The organism is Allobaculum fili, assembly GCF_020969955.1.
Classification (GTDB): Bacteria; Bacillota_I; Bacilli_A; order Erysipelotrichales; family Erysipelotrichaceae; genus Allobaculum; species Allobaculum fili.
On sequence record NZ_JAHDSX010000006.1, the window covers coordinates 41,651 to 57,010 of the forward strand.

General features: G+C 50.2%; 13 protein-coding genes. 6 read left to right on the top strand and 7 right to left on the bottom strand.

Going from position 1 to position 15,360, the window contains the following annotated elements; genetic code table 11:
* Window positions 1-943: 943 nt before the first annotated feature.
* The 6 genes from gyrA to dnaA form a co-directional block, all read right to left on the bottom strand.
* Window positions 944-3,592: a DNA gyrase subunit A gene (gene gyrA / locus Afil_RS02600; protein ID WP_255658162.1), complete on the bottom strand. Its 2,649-nt coding sequence runs from the start codon at window positions 3,590-3,592 to the stop codon at window positions 944-946.
* 26 nt (window positions 3,593-3,618) lie between these two features.
* Window positions 3,619-5,595, bottom strand: a complete 1,977-nt coding sequence (gene gyrB, locus Afil_RS02605; RefSeq protein ID WP_230266962.1) for a DNA topoisomerase (ATP-hydrolyzing) subunit B — start codon at window positions 5,593-5,595, stop codon at window positions 3,619-3,621.
* Window positions 5,588-6,688 carry a DNA replication/repair protein RecF gene (gene recF, locus Afil_RS02610; RefSeq protein WP_230266963.1) on the bottom strand — a complete coding sequence of 367 codons (1,101 nt, stop codon included), beginning with the start codon at window positions 6,686-6,688 and terminating at the stop codon, window positions 5,588-5,590. Before recF ends, gyrB begins: the two co-directional genes overlap by 8 nt.
* Window positions 6,685-6,888 (bottom strand): S4 domain-containing protein YaaA, encoded by a 204-nt coding sequence (gene yaaA, locus Afil_RS02615; RefSeq protein ID WP_230266964.1) that lies wholly within the window; start codon window positions 6,886-6,888, stop codon window positions 6,685-6,687. Before yaaA ends, recF begins: the two co-directional genes overlap by 4 nt.
* 426 nt (window positions 6,889-7,314) lie before the next feature.
* Entirely contained in the window at window positions 7,315-8,454 is a 1,140-nt protein-coding gene (dnaN, locus tag Afil_RS02620) for a DNA polymerase III subunit beta (RefSeq protein WP_230266965.1), read from the bottom strand.
* 172 nt (window positions 8,455-8,626) lie between these two features.
* Window positions 8,627-9,970 carry a chromosomal replication initiator protein DnaA gene (dnaA, locus tag Afil_RS02625; protein ID WP_230266966.1) on the bottom strand — a complete coding sequence of 448 codons (1,344 nt, stop codon included), beginning with the start codon at window positions 9,968-9,970 and terminating at the stop codon, window positions 8,627-8,629.
* A 1,446-nt stretch (window positions 9,971-11,416) separates the two neighbouring features.
* On the opposite strand from dnaA, the gene rpmH reads away from it, so the two are divergent.
* From rpmH to Afil_RS02645, 4 genes are read left to right on the top strand one after another with little or no spacing between them, the layout of a single operon-like run.
* Entirely contained in the window at window positions 11,417-11,551 is a 135-nt protein-coding gene (gene rpmH / locus Afil_RS02630; RefSeq protein ID WP_230225730.1) for a 50S ribosomal protein L34, read from the top strand.
* A 41-nt stretch (window positions 11,552-11,592) separates the two neighbouring features.
* Window positions 11,593-11,955, top strand: a complete 363-nt coding sequence (rnpA, locus tag Afil_RS02635) for a ribonuclease P protein component (protein ID WP_230266967.1) — start codon at window positions 11,593-11,595, stop codon at window positions 11,953-11,955.
* Window positions 11,936-12,997 (top strand): YidC/Oxa1 family membrane protein insertase, encoded by a 1,062-nt coding sequence (locus tag Afil_RS02640; RefSeq protein WP_230266968.1) that lies wholly within the window; start codon window positions 11,936-11,938, stop codon window positions 12,995-12,997. The genes rnpA and Afil_RS02640 overlap by 20 nt, the downstream gene beginning before the upstream one ends.
* 6 nt (window positions 12,998-13,003) lie before the next feature.
* Window positions 13,004-13,642 (top strand): Jag family protein, encoded by a 639-nt coding sequence (locus Afil_RS02645; RefSeq protein WP_230266969.1) that lies wholly within the window; start codon window positions 13,004-13,006, stop codon window positions 13,640-13,642.
* A gap of 170 nt (window positions 13,643-13,812) precedes the next feature.
* Here Afil_RS02645 and Afil_RS02650 read toward each other — a convergent pair whose 3' ends face one another.
* Complete coding sequence (locus tag Afil_RS02650) at window positions 13,813-14,082, bottom strand: HTH domain-containing protein (protein WP_230266970.1); 270 nt, start codon at window positions 14,080-14,082, stop codon at window positions 13,813-13,815.
* A 202-nt stretch (window positions 14,083-14,284) separates the two neighbouring features.
* Here Afil_RS02650 and Afil_RS02655 point away from each other — a divergent pair, with 202 nt between their 5' ends.
* Window positions 14,285-14,539 (top strand): hypothetical protein, encoded by a 255-nt coding sequence (locus tag Afil_RS02655; protein ID WP_230266971.1) that lies wholly within the window; start codon window positions 14,285-14,287, stop codon window positions 14,537-14,539.
* Window positions 14,536-15,351 (top strand): aminoacyl-tRNA hydrolase, encoded by an 816-nt coding sequence (gene pth, locus Afil_RS02660; RefSeq protein ID WP_439647320.1) that lies wholly within the window; start codon window positions 14,536-14,538, stop codon window positions 15,349-15,351. The genes Afil_RS02655 and pth overlap by 4 nt, the downstream gene beginning before the upstream one ends.
* Window positions 15,352-15,360: the final 9 nt, after the last annotated feature.

A 15,360-nucleotide genomic window follows, 5' to 3' on the forward strand; every position in this document is an offset into this window, starting at 1 on the left:
CTCTAAAACATCTTTCGACTCGGGTGTCATCCGATCGGTCTGATCCCCGACGGGTATCCTCGCCTTCGTTCGAACAGAAAACCGCCAGCTGTTTGCACGGAGGAAAAGGGGATGAAGCGATCGGTCCGATTCAGAATCCAGCAGCTGCTCCAGAACCGCCAGATCATTCAGCCCGGATTTCCTGACAGGAATGAACAGACGAATGAAGACAGACAGAACAGGCAGAGAGGAAAGCTCCAAATACGACAAAGGCAAACACAAAGTCAGGAAAGAAGCTTGCCCAAACAAACCGAATTGCAGATTTTTCCCTGCTGGATCCGATTTCTGTCCTTCCTATGGCTGGTCAGAGATCGAACAGTCCAGCCTCCTTCCAAAGACGGATATGGGCTCAAAATAGCCATTAAGTTTCAGTACGGCGAATGTTATAGGCTGTTTAGATCGGAATTCCGATATTTTGATCGGAATCGCATACGAATTTTCCGATATTGGATCGAGGATCAGCTTTTTAGAAATCGGAATACGATTTTCTATTCCTATCGTCTTTTCTTATTCCTATAGGATAGGTAAAGGAAATCTTCGCTGCTTCTGATTAAGAGACCCAGATCTTCCAGACACCGATTTTGAAAAAAGGGAAAATCAGACGCTTCTCCTCTCCCATTTCTGAAGCAGGAAACTTTTCCGATTTTCCCAGTCTCTTCTGGAGCTGAGCGATCCAAATTGGGGAATCCTTTTCGTATTAATGCGATCTGCTTACCGGATTTAGAGGAAAACTGGATCGAAAAACGGACAGCCATCTAATGAAAAAACGATCCATGCCTTTTCGCTGGCAGAAAAAAATCCGATATCCTGCGCCCTCAAAAGACTGGATATCGGATTTCATTTTCTTCATTCAGGAATTCAGATCCATCTGCCTATTTCTGAAAATCAGATTTCAGAAGCGGGATCAGACCGTTTCTGGTTCCTTGCCTGCTGCGTCTTCTGATGCCGATTCCGATTCGTTTTCTGGAAGCGGGCTTCCGTCTTCCGTGGTCTTGTAATCGAAATCGCCGACCGGCTGATTCAGCTCATCCAGAACGTAGTTGTTCTCGTTGTCATCCTCTTCTTCCTGGTGCCCGGTGAAGGTCATGCGGTTAACCTTATCGTTTTCCGAAAGACGGATGATATGAACGCCCTTGGTGTTGCGTCCCTGAATTTTGATGTTGTGCAGATGAACACGAATCATCTGGCCGTAGTCTGTTACGATCATCGCATCTTCGTTTCCGTTAACGGCCTTGAAGGCGATGACGTTGCCCGTAGCCGGGCTGATAGAAAGCGTCTTAACTCCTTTTGTACCGCGGTTGGTCAGTCGGTATTCATCCACCGGTGAACGCTTGCCGAATCCGTTTTCGGAAAGGACAAGAATCGTATCGCCTTCGCTGGCGAGCGTAGCGCCAATGACATGACCGCCTTCGAGATTGATGCCTCGAACGCCGGCGGCTGTACGTCCCATCAGACGAACGGTTTCTTCAGGGAAGCGAACCGCGTAGCCGGTATCGCCGGCGATCAGAATTTCATCATCGCCATGGGTCGGCAGGATGTAGGCAAGGGAGTCGCCCTCGTTGAGGGTGATCGCAATTTTACCGGTACGGTTGATGTTCTTGAATTCGGCTACCGGAGTCCGCTTAACGATACCCTGGCGGGTGACGAACAGAAGGTTCTTCGCGGTGTGTTCCTGATCATACGGCAGGATCGCCTGAACCTGTTCGCCGTCCTGAAGCTGGATGAAGTTTACGATCGGCGTGCCCTTGGCGGTTCTCGAACTCATCGGGAACTGGAAGCCGCGCATACGGTAAACGCGTCCGGCGTTGGTGAAGAACAGAACGTAGTCATGGTTGGACATGGTCGCCATGAAATCGATCGTGTCTTCGTCGTTGAGCGAAATCGAGCGGATACCCTTACCGCCGCGCAGCTGGGTATGGTAGTTCGAAATGGCGGTTGCCTTGATGTAGCCGGAATGGGTCAGCGTCATCAGGATGTCTTCCTGCGGAATCAGATCTTCGTCGATCACATCAAAGCTGCCTTCGAGAATTTCCGTGCGGCGTTCATCGCCGTACTTGGCTTCGATATCGTCGAGGTTGCTGCGAATGATATCGAGAACGCGGGAGTGGTTGGCCAGGATATCCTTGAAGTCCGCGATTGCGGCCAGCAGCTGTTCGTATTCGTTTTCAATCTTCTCGCGTTCCAGTCCGGACAGACGGCGAATCTGCATGGCGAGGATCGCCTTGGACTGCAGATCGTCCAGACCGAACTGCGCGTTCATATCTTCAATCAGACCGGCTTCTTCCTTGTGGGAGGAACGGATCAGGTTGATCAGTTCATCGAGATGGTCGAGCGCAATACGCAGACCTTCGACAATGTGCAGACGCTCCTGCGCTTTCTTCAGGTCGAAACGGGTCCGACGGACGATGACATCCGTCTGATGCTTGACGTAGTCAATGATCATCTCGCGGATCGTCAGCTGTTTTGGTCTTCCGTTTTCAAGCGCCAGCATGTTGATGCCAAACGTAGACTGCAATGGCGTTTCTCGGAACATCTGGTTGATGACAACATCTTCCTGAACGTCCTTTTTCAGATCCATGACGATACGGATACCTTCACGGTTGGATTCATCGTTCAGATAGGTAACGCCCTGGACTTTCTTTTCGCGGATGACCTGCGCCATCTTCTCGTACAGCTTCATCTTGTTGATGCCGTATGGAATTTCGTAGTAGATGACACGCTTCTTGCCGTTGGGCAGATCTTCGATGCGGTACTTCGAACGGATCGTGATCGAGCCGCGTCCGGTTTCATACGCTTCGCGAATGCCTTTGCGGCCAAGAATGATGCCGCCGGTCGGGAAGTCCGGTCCGGGCAGATATTCCATCAGTTCCGGTACGGAAATTTCCGGATCGTCCATGACCGCCTTAATGGCGCGGACGACTTCGGTGAGGTTGTGCGTCGGAATGTTGGTGGCCATGCCGACCGCAATACCGACTGCACCGTTGAGCAGCAGGTTCGGAATGCGGGACGGCAGAACCGTCGGTTCTTTACCGTCGCCGTCATACGTTTCAATGAAGTCGACGGTTTCCTTGTTCAGATCCGCAACCATTTCAGTTGAAATCTTGGACATGCGGGCTTCGGTGTATCGCATAGCCGCAGCGCCGTCGCCGTCCAGGGAACCGAAGTTTCCGTGACCGTCAACGAGCGGGTAGCGATAAGAGAAGTCCTGCGCCATGCGGACCATGGCGTCATAAACGGCGGTATCGCCGTGCGGGTGGTATTTACCAATAACATCACCGACGATACGGGCACTTTTCTTGTGGGCGCTGCCCGGGGTAATGCCCAGGGTTGCCAGCGCATAGAGAATCCGGCGGTGAACCGGCTTCATGCCGTCGCGTACATCCGGCAAAGCGCGCTGTACGATAACCGACATGGAGTAGTCCAGAAACGAATCTTTCATCTCTTTCGAGATTTCAATATCTTCAATCGCGTCCCTGGCTTTCTGGCTTTCCTCATCAGAAAAGGAATCGTCCAGAATATCTTCTTCGGGAGTTTTATTTGCGTTATCTTCCATAAATGGATATTTCCTTTATTTCCTTTCTAGAGATCCAGAGTCGCGTATTCCGCATTGTTCTGAATAAATTCTTTACGGGGTTCGACGTCTTCGCCCATGAGCATGGCAAAGGTATCGTCCGCCATCATCGCGTCTTCAATCGTGACACGCTTGAGGATACGGCGTTCCGGGTCCATAGTCGTTTCCCAGAGCTGTTCGGCATCCATTTCACCAAGACCCTTATAGCGCTGTACTTTGTAGCCGTCCTTGTACTCGGCACGCAGAGCATCCATTTCCTGTTCCTTGTAGGCGTAGTCCATGCGCTTGCCTTTCTGAATCTTGTACAGAGGCGGCTGGGCAAGATAGACGTAGCCGTGTTCAATAACTGGCTTCATGAAGCGGTAGAGGAACGTCAGCATGAGGGTGGCGATGTGCGAACCGTCGACATCGGCATCGGTCATGATGATGATCTTGTGATAGCGAAGCTTGGAGAGGTCCGTATTTTCCTTAAATCCGCATCCGAACGCCGTGATCATCGAGTTGATTTCCGCGTTGGCGAAAATCCGGTTTTCTCTGGCTTTTTCCACGTTGAGGATTTTTCCGCGCAGCGGCAGGATGGCCTGGGTACGGGCATTTCGGCCCATCTTGGCCGAGCCGCCGGCAGAGTTACCTTCGACGATAAAGATTTCGCATTCACTCGCATCGCGGCTCGAGCAGTCCATCAGCTTTCCAGGAAGGGAAGTGATGCCGTCGAGTCCCGATTTGCGCTGTACGGCTTCACGGGCCTTGGCTGCCGCAATGCGCGCGCGGCCGGCTGTGAGACCTTTTTCAACGATCGCCTTGGCTTCGGTCGGGTTTTCCATCAGGAAGCGGTAAAGAGCGTCGCCGAAAATGCTGGAAACGATTTTGCGGACTTCGCTGTTTCCGAGCTTCGTCTTCGTCTGTCCTTCGAACTGCGGGTCCGGATGCTTGATCGAAATGATCGCTGCCAGACCTTCCTTGACATCGTCCTGCGTGAGGGATTCGTCTTTTTTCAGAAGGTTGTTTTCCCGCCCGTACTTGTTCAGAACACGGGTCAGGGCCAGACGGAAGCCGTCTTCATGGAAGCCGCCTTCAGGGGTATTGATGTTGTTGACGAAGGAGTAAATCTGGTTCTGGTAATCCCGGTTGTACTGCACCGCGACTTCGACCAGAATGTGGTCCTGTCCGCCCTCGGCGTAAATTACCTTGTCGGAGATGACTTCCTTGCCTTTGTTCAGATGGCGGACATATTCGATAATGCCGCCTTCGTACTGATACTCCTTGCAGACAGGATGTTCGCCGCGCTCGTCGCAGAGAGTCATTTTCAGATCCTTGTTCAGATAGGCGAGCTGACGAATACGGGAATCGAGCACATCGAAATTGAACTCAGTCGTTTCGGTAAAGATTTTCGGATCCGGTTTGAAGCGTACGGTCGTACCGGTACGCTCGGTCGTTCCGATCTGCTTGAGCGGCGCAACGGTATGGCCGCCGTTTTCAAAGCGGATGTAGTAGCGTTTGCCGTCCTGGTCAACGGTGACTTCGAGCCACTCGGAAAGGGCGTTTACAACGGAAGCACCGACACCGTGCAGACCGCCGGAAACTTTATAGGCGCCGCCGCCGAATTTTCCGCCGGCGTGCAGTACGGTCATAATGGTTTCTACCGCACTGATTTTTGTTTTCTGGTGAATGCCTACCGGCATGCCTCGTCCGTTATCCCGAACGAGAATGGAATTGTCTTTTTCAATGACAACATCAATCTGGCTGGCGTAGCCGGCCAGGGATTCGTCAATGCCGTTATCGACAATTTCCCAGACGAGATGATGAAGACCTCGCGAAGACGTTGAGCCGATATACATGCCAGGACGCAGACGAACCGCTTCCAGACCTTCCAGAACCTGGATATCGTTGGCGGTATAGGCATGATCGACATGAATTGCTTCATCTTCAAGCTTGTCGAACTCAAGAACAGAAGCCTCGAGCGACTTGTTTTCAGTTTCAGACATCAAATATTCCCTCCTTCATCTTGCCGTGATCAACTGTATAAAACTTGACCGGCCGCTTGAACCAGCCTGGGGAGACGGGTTCGGCCGTGGTAATAAAAATCTGAATTTCTTCCGGAAAAGAGGCGATGAGCCCCTGCCGGCGAGATTCGTCGAGCTCCGAAAATACATCATCGAGAAGCAGGACGGGGTTCTGTCCGGTCTTTTCCCGGATCACCTGACAAAGTCCGATTTTCAGCGCCAGCATGACCGATCGTTTCTGGCCCTGGCTGGCGGTCTGCGTAATCAGCTTTCCGTTAAGATAAAATTCAAGATCATCCTTGTGGATGCCCGCGGACGTTGTTTTCATGCGGCGATCCCGCTCAAGCGTCGAGTCATAAATCTGCCTGAGCTGTTCGCGGATATCCTGATCGGGATCCACACAGGTTTTGTAGCGAATGCTGAGCTGTTCCTTCCCCTGCGAAAAACGAGGAAAGATTTCAGAGGCTTTCTGTTCCAGAAGCGTGATAAAGGCGCGCCGCTGCACAATGAGCACGGCCTGCGCCTCAATCATCTGGGCTGTCACGGTCGACAGCAGAATTTCATCGGGTTTCCACGATTTAAGAATCGCGGAACGTTCCTTGAGCAGTTTCTGAAACTGGGAAAGAAGCGACGTGTAGGAACGGGAAAGCTTCACCAGTTCCATATCGATCATTTTTCTTCTTTCCTTTGGCGAATCTGAAAAAAGGGTCAGATCGTCCGGTGAAAAGAGAACCGCATTGAGAATGCCGACAAACTCCGAAAAAGAGCGGACCGGCTTGTCATTGCGGTACAGAAATTTTTTCCCCTGTGAAAACACCGTTTTCAGCTTTTCGAGGCGGCCTTTGTTTTCGATGGTTCCTTCGAGCACAAATGAATCCTGGCTGTGCCGGATTAAGGACGGTGTCTTTGATGTTCGCCACGAGCGCAGGTGGCTTAAAAAGTAAATGGATTCGAGAAGATTGGTTTTTCCCTGCGCGTTTTTTCCCCAAAAGATATGAATCGTATCCGGATCAAAAGAAAAAGAAGCCGTTTCGAAGTTTCTGTAGTCAGAAAGCTTCAGCTTCTGTATGTTCATTCAATCTCAATCCGAATATTGCCGGTTTCTACGACATCACCCGAACGAAGCTTCTTTCCGCGTCGGTTTTCTGGCTCTGCGTTTACGAGCACTTCGTTCTGTGCCAGCCACGCTTTGATCTGCCCGCCGGAGTCAATGACATTGCAGGCTTTCAGCAGCTGCTGGAGGGTAATATATTCATCTTTCAGGTTAAACTTCATATTTGAACCTCACTTCAAGCTCAATTATATCAAAAAAAGCCTTTATTTTCCACAGGACAGAGATCACCGCCGGAACATAGGGAAATACGATGAATCAAAAATTCAGCGTTACGGCCCTTTAAACGGCTTTTTTGAGAAAGAATCCTTCGCATGGGGCACATATTGTGACTTTGAAGGGTGCAAATCGCTTCTCAAATTCGACAAGGCGGCGACGGGCCGCCTCGTTTTCTGGAAAAAGGCCTTTTCTAAGCCTTTTGAGCGCCTTCCAGGTCTGCATGCGAACGGATGACGTTCGGCTTAGCGGACGCTTTCGATTTTCCTGTGAAAAAAAAAAACGAGCCGGTGCTCTGCAGCATGCAGCATCGGCTCGTTTTTTGTATGGACAGAAATAAATCGTCGTATGAAAAATGCAGGAAACAGGAAACGCTAGACGTTGCTGCGCATGGCGACAAAGAGCAGTTCGAGGGAAGGGTCATCCGGGAGGGTGATGTAGAGCGGTTTGAGTTCGCCGCTTAGTCCGAGATTGAATTTTTCATGATCCTTAATCGCCCGCAGACCATTGATCATCAAACTCGCGTTAAACGCGATATTTCCCGACTCTCCATCCATCTCCATCTTTTCAATATTCTGGCGGCAGGATCCGAGCGTACTGGAAAGAACTTCGACAAACGTCTGATCCGGAGTATAGGTCATGCGTACTGGAATGACGGAAGAATCCGAAGTCTGCGCGCCCGTATAAATGATCGAACGGCTCATCATGCCTTCGAACTCATTCGTATCGAGAATCATATGGGTTGTCGGATGCGTCTGCAAAATCCGGTCGCAGTCGGGGAATACGCCGTCGTAGAGCGTCGTCTGCAAAAGCAGATCGTCCTTGACGAACTGAATGCGCTGACGGTCGAGATATACATCGCATTCGCCTTCGCTTCCAAAAAGCGAAGCCACGAGACTGATGGCTTTGACCGGGATGTTCGCCTGGGCGGACGCATCGGTCTGTACCGGTACAATTTTGCGGGCCATCGCCAGCGTATTGGTCGCCGTCGCGATCAGTTTATGGTCATTGATGCGCAGGTTGACGCCGTTGAGATAGACACGCGGGCTGTTGGTTGCCGCCGCAAAGGCTACCTGACGGGAAATATCCTGCAGCGCATGAATCGGCAGCGTCAGATGCTTCGCCGGCTGCGTGAGATTGGGATCCGGGTATTCGCTGGGGGCGCGCCCAAACAGTTCGAATTTGGAATCGGAAGGCCCATTAAAGCGAATCAGCGTATCGTCGATCGATTCGACGTGCAGGATATCGCCGTTCATGCGGCGGGTCAGTTCGATCAGAGCGGAGCAGCGAATGATAATGGATCCGCGCTCTTCAATGACGAGCTGGTTTTTCTCATCGGGAGAAATGACGACCTGAATAGCCAGATTGGAATCGGATCCGGTCAGAACAATATAGTCCGGAAACACCTGGATCAGAACGCCGGTCAGCGCGATGGTCGGGGAAACCGAAGGAATGGCGTGTGCAACCGTCGCGAGCTTGTCGGCAAAGTATGAACGATTAATGGAAAAACGCATGAGAAAGTTCCTTTCTTCTTCTCTTATTAAAGAATAATAACAATAAGGAATGCCCCAGACGGGGATAACTCAAAGCTTTATACGAAAGATAAAGGGAAAAAACGGAAAATCGGGGCGGGGATTGTCTGTGGATAACCCGCAAAGGCCGGGGATAACCCCCAAAAACGGTGGATTACCCGCTGATTTTCTTTCGGAGCGTATCTACAGCCTCTTTCCAGGCTGGATCGGAATCGATCAGCTTGCGAACGCGGGAACAGGACGAAGAAATCGTCGTATGATCGCGTCCGCCGATTTCCTTGCCGATGGCGGAATAGGAAATCCCCAGCAGATCGCGCATCAGATAAATGCAGATCTGTCTGGCCTGCACAATTTTTTTCTGGCGGCTTTTGCCCTCGAGATCCTGGTACGAAAGACCGTAATGACGGATGACCGCTTTCTTGACGGTTTTCGGACTGAGCTCTTCGGTCGGGGCCACAGCCGGCTCATCGCGCAGAACGCCCATCGTGAATTCCATCGTAATGGAAGGCGGATCAAAAAGGGTCGCGTTGAATAAAAGACGGTTGAGCACGCCCTCCAGTGCGCGGACGTCATGCGAATAGCTGACGGCCAGAAAATCCAGAACATCTTCATCGATGGGCTGCACCTGTTCGTGCCCGTCGAGTTTCTTTTTCAGAATCAGTTTGGCCGTTTCCGTGCCCGGTTTTTTGATGCTTACGGTAAGACCGGACTGAAAGCGGCTGATCAGACGCTTCGTCAGCGTCGGAATTTCCGAAGGATGCACGTCGGATGTCAGAATAATCTGCTTATTTAAACGTATTAATTCATTGAAGACGGTAAAGAACACTTCCTGGCAGGACGCACTGCGCAGGTTCTGGATGTCATCCACCAGAAAAAAGTCGCAGTCGATCAGCTGAGCCTTGACCACATCCACCGCATTGGAAGAGGGGTTTTTGGAGCGCATCGCTTCCAGCATGAGGCTGACCAGATCGCCCGCATAAAAATAATTGACCTTGCATTCCGGCCGGTGAACGGCGAGGTAGTTGCCCACCGCATTCAGCATGTGCGTTTTGCCCAGACCGGAACTGCCGTAAATCAGCAGGGGGTTGAAGCGGTTTTCCCGTGTGACCAGCCGGCAGGCAGCCAGCGCTTCCTGGTTGCTGGGGCCGGAGACAAAGGAATCAAAAGTATACGCCTTGTCAAAAGGGCGGTCTACCAGCTTATTGGTTCGAATTTTCAGCGCTTCGTCCGGCATCATCTGCTCCATCTCCCGCTGGGAAATGAGTTCGATCTGAAGCGTCGATCCCCAGATCTGGGAAAGAGTATCTTCAAACAGCGACAGATTATCCTTGATCAGATTGGAAGCAATGATATTTCGATAGGTCAGGTAGGCCTTTCCGTTCTCGATTTTAAATAGCGAAGTCTTTGAGATCCATGTAAGTGTGCTTTCGTCGAAATACTGGCTGGTGCGAATCATCGAAAGCGTCTGATCCCAGTACTGATTGATCGAGGAATCCATATTGAATCCATCCTTTCCACCTGGATGTTTATCATAACCGATTTTATTCCATTCGGGACGTGTGGCTATTCGCATTATCCCCTGTTTTTGGGGGATAACTCTTTGGCACACCTAGAAACGGAAAATTATCCCCAATGGGGACAATGGTGGATAACTTCAGCAAATTGTGCAGAGCCCGCAGGCTGTATCCCCGCCCAGGCTGAATCCAATCCTCCATAGCTAAAGGAGAAATCCGAGTTATCCCCCATGGGGGATTGTGCGCAGCATTCCCCTTTCCGGGGATATCTTTTCGGGGGACAGCGCGGGGATAACCAAAATGCACAGGGGGAAAGCACGCAAAGAATCTCCCAGTTTCGGGGAATTGTCCTCATTGCTTTGAAACGCGGGGAAAAGGGATGGGGACAGGATGTGGATAACCTGTGGATAACTGGGGGATAACGCGCATATCCCCCGAAAAGCGGGGATTTTCCCCTGGATTTACGGAAAAAAAGCCGCTTTTCCAAAGGCAGTCCCCCGTTTTTGACGAAATCCTGCACAATCCCCCGCAAACGGTGGATAACGGGGATAACCCGAAGAAGGCCCCAACCGGAAGATGCGGGTATGAAAACAGAGGGAGAACTGCCATACGCTCCCAGTCCGTAATCGAACCGTCCCCGCTTTCCACCCAGACGGGGGATAACTGCAAGTCACGCCGATTCAGGGCGGACGAACCAGACCATCGCAAAAAAGCCGCAGACGAATCTGCGGCTTTTAAACATCATCTGAACAGACAGTTCCAGAAAGAGGAGAGGGGGAAAGAAAGAATGGAAGACTGCATCTGGAAAAGAGACAGGCGGATAAGAAACGGGGGATAAGAAACAGGGAGAGACAGGGAAAAAGAAGGCTGTGCGGATGCATGGAGATCCGGCTGGATCGAGAACCGAAAGAAGAGCAGAACGAACAGCGGCGAGAATACTGCGCTGAAAATATACAGATAATAAAAGCTGAAAATATACAGATAATAAAAAAAATATACAGATAATAAAATAGGAATCGGGACGAAGCAGAAATGCTGACAATCCACAGAAAAGAAGATCACCGCTGTATTTTCGGGTGCAGGCAGGACCTGCCGGGGTCTGTGGGGGGAAGAATCCGAAAAAAAGGCGAAAAAGATTGGAAAAACCGCCTGTTTACAGGTGATTGCGCGTGTCGTTTCTGTTATCCTTGTTTACAGATTGCCACGATACAGGATCGCTGCTGTTTAGCGGTGAACAGATAGGAATCGATCAAGCTGCGCAATCCATTTTTCTTTTATATTTCGCATGAATGAAAAGGACCTTTAAGAAAATCACCCCCTGAAACGGCTTCGTGCGCGTTGACATCCTTTTTTTCATCATGATATAGTGACATGCGCAATTAATAAGAAAATAAGAATCACTCTTATAGAACGAAAGGAATTGAGTCGACATGAAACGTACTTATCAGCCAAGTAAAATCAAACACCAGAGAACTCACGGCTTCCGCGCTCGTATGGCTACCAAAGGCGGACGCAAAGTATTAGCAAGAAGAAGAGCTAAAGGCAGAAAGGTTTTATCCGCTTAATAAATCACCTGCAAAGGTGATTTTTTTCTCTGTCTGAGTCAATGAAGAAACATCAGAGAATCCTTAAGAATGCAGAGTTCTCATCCATCATTTCCAAACGGAAGTCCTTCGTCTGCCCGGCCATGATTGTGTATACGGCGCCGAAAAAGGAAGAACATGCCCGTGTTGGGATCAGCGTCGGCAAGAAAGTTGGAAAAGCGGTTGTCCGCACCCGTGTAAAACGCCAGCTTCGCGCGCTGATCGATTCTGTATTCACCTTTGACGAATCGTTTGATTCCATTGTTATTGTCCGCCCTGCCTTTTTAAAGATGGATTACGAACAGAGACACAAGATGCTCTCTGAACTGCATGAGCGGGCCCGCCTAAAATACGAAAGAGGATCCCATGAAAAAATCGCTTCTTGAAAAATCACGGATTCTGTTTCTGTGCGTACTGGTATCCCTGGGTCTTGCGGCCTGTTCCAACCCGCGAGGATCTGACGGAAAAACCAAACTCGACCAGATTATTGCTCTTAACCAAGAGACCATTAATAAGGAACAGGTCAACATTTCCGAAATCACGGATGAAGATCTGAAAGCCGAAGTCGAATCTTCAGAATCAGAAACAGTAACTATTGAACCCACCAGCTGGTCCTCCTCCTGGAAGAGAGGATGGTTTGACGGTCTGATCGTCTGGCCGATCGCCCAGCTGATCAACCTGTTTGCCAGCTTTACCGATGCCGGCTGGGGCATCATCCTGGCAACGCTCCTGATCCAGCTGCTCATTTTTGCGTTCACGTTCCGTTCGCAGATTTCCCAGCAGCGCATGCAGGAAATCCAGCCGGAAATGACGCGCCTGCAGGCCAAATACGAAGGCAAGAACGACGAACGTTCGAAAATGCTGATGGCGCAGGAAATGCAGAAGCTTTACAACGATAACGACATTCATCCGTTCGGAAGCATGCTCGTTATGTTCATTCAGCTGCCTGTCATGATGGGTATGTTCTACGCCACCATGCGTGCGGCAACGACCGTATACGGCTCCTTCATGGGCATGCCGCTGTCGGAAACGCCGCTGGCCGGTTTTCAGCATCTCGACTGGGGCATCATGACCGTCTACATTCTGATGATCGTCATGTCCATCCTGCAGATGCAGATTCCGAAATGGCTTGGCAAGCTGGATGTAAAAACCGGCCGTGTCAAAGCCCAGAAGGAAGAACCGAAAGCGGGCGGCATGATGGCCAACACCATGAACATGACCATGTACATGACGACGGCACTGATCGCCTTCATGTATATTTCCTGGCCGATTGCGATGTCCTTCTACTGGCTAGTTTCGTCCATTATCCGTGCCTTCACCAGTGTTCTCAGCCACTACATTTCGCTGAATCAGAGAGAAAAACGTGAAAAAGAAGAAAGAGTACGCGATACCGAAGGCATTCTGAAAAACAGAAAGAAGCAGGGATAGGAAAGTATGGAATTTGATCGTTTTTCCGGGAAAACTCTCGATGAGGCTCTCGCCGCTGCCTGCAATGCGAAAAATGCGGCTGTTGAAGAACTCACGTATACCGTTGTAGAAGAAAAGTCTGGCTTCCTCGGTCTCGGTCGGACGATCACCATTGAAGCCTGGGCCGAAAGCGACATTATCGTTTTCCTTCACGACTACATTCAGACCTATTTTGACAACGCCGAAATGGATGGAACCGTCTCGATCGAACTCGATGACACCGGCTTCTATCGTATTTCTGTCGATACGAACGCCAATGCGGTTCTGATCGGACGTCAGGGAAGAACGCTTCAGGATTTCACCGTCCTCGTTCGTTCCGCGGCCAGCGCGGTCTTCAAGAAACATATCCGTCTGATGATCGACGTCAACAGCTATAAGGAAGAGCGCTACGAAAAAGTCGCACGCATGGCGATCCGCGTTGCCCGTGACGTACGCCGCACGAAAGTGGACGCGGTTCTTGAACCGATGCCTGCCGATGAAAGAAAAGCCGTTCATAACGCCCTGAGCGATATGGATGACATTTCCACCAAGTCGCATGGCGAAGGACCGGAACGCCGTATTCATATTCTGTATACGCCCGGAAAAGTCAGCGAGCCCGCTGAATAATCCGATTTACGCCAAATGAATTCCGAAAGAAAAGGGGATTGCTTCCCCTTTTTTTGTGCAGATTCGAAAGCAGCAGGAAAAACGACAGGAAACAGGAAAAGGACAGAGAAAATCAGAAAGGCAGAAATCCGTTTCTGGATTTCTGCCGTATACAGAACTCTTTTTCCTTTTTAAAATTCTTTGTCTTCCGGACTCAGAATATACTCCAGCGATCCGCGCAGCCGCTGATCCATGGCGATCATCCGCTCTTTCCCGATGAATTCTGGATTGTAGCCCAGCGTCAGAAGGATATCTTCCGGCGTGGCATGGCGTGTGCGCAGGCGCACATACATCAGACAGAACACCTGGGTGAATTCGATGGTATCGTTTGTCACGCGCTGGGTGTACGGATTGCCCTGAAGCGCAATAATCTGTTCCAGCGTAAATCGCTTGTTTGGCATTTCTTCACCTCTTTCATACATTCATGCATGAATAGTGTTTAAACAGTCAGCTGACATTCTGATTATATCGAAGTACATTTAAATCAATGTCTATAAAGACCGAAACCGTGGTCTTTTTCTGTTTCATGACTATTTCAAATTCTGTTAAAGTTATAACTAATTTATTTATAAAAAGAATACTGTCTTCAAAAGACAAGACGGTATGGGGAATAAATGGACAGAACTTCGTTTTCAATCCGGATCGCAGGCAGAGGTGCTGGCATTCATCGATTTGACAGGGTTTGTCTTCAATCTGGCAAAAGCGAATTTTCATGTATTCCATGGGAAAAAGCATAAGATAGGAACATCGAAAACGAAGCCGAAACAGGAAGCAGAAACAAGCCGAAGCACAGCGCAATTTGCGCAGCAAGCGGATCTTTGTATCGTGCCGGATCCCGGCAAAAGGAGAAATTTATGAAACTGATTGTCGGCCTGGGAAATCCAGGCGAAAAATATTCGCGTACCCGGCACAATGCCGGGTTTATGGTCATGGACCGGCTGGCCGAAAAAGCCGGCGTGGAGATCAATAAAAACAAATTTGAAGCCCAGTACGTCAAAACCCGCATCAAGGGGGAAGACGTTATTTTGCTGAAGCCGATGACGTATATGAACAACTCCGGCTTCGCCGTTCGCGCCTGCATGGACTTTTTCAAAATTGAACCGAAGGATCTTCTGGTCATTTATGACGATCTTGATACCCCGGTAGGCGCCATCCGTCTGAAGCCGTCCGGATCCGCCGGCGGTCATAACGGAATGAAAAGCGTAATCAGCGCGGCGATGGGACAGGATTTTGACCGGATCCGCGTCGGCATCGGCCGGGATCCGAAAATTAAGATTATTGATTATGTGCTGACCCGCTTTCGCGCTGATGAAATGGACGATCTGAACGCGGCGATTGATCAGGCGGTCAAAGCGGCCTGGTTTTCCATTGATCACGGCTTTACCCAGGCGATGAATCGCTACAACGTGAAGCCGAAAAAGAAAAAGAGCGACCCGGAAGCCGAAAAGCTCGCCGCCGCGCTGAAAAAGCAGAACGCGCAGACGTTCCATTCCGGAAAAAAGGATGTTCTTTATCAGGAAGAGACCGGCCGGAGTCTTTCGGACTCTGCCATCGCCGAGCAGCTGAAAAAAGAAGCGCTCGCCGCACAGGAAGCATCTCAGAATGCATCCGCTTCGTATACCTATCAGAGAGAAGAAACACTGGATAGACAGAATAAATCCGAACAGTAAGGAGTAAGG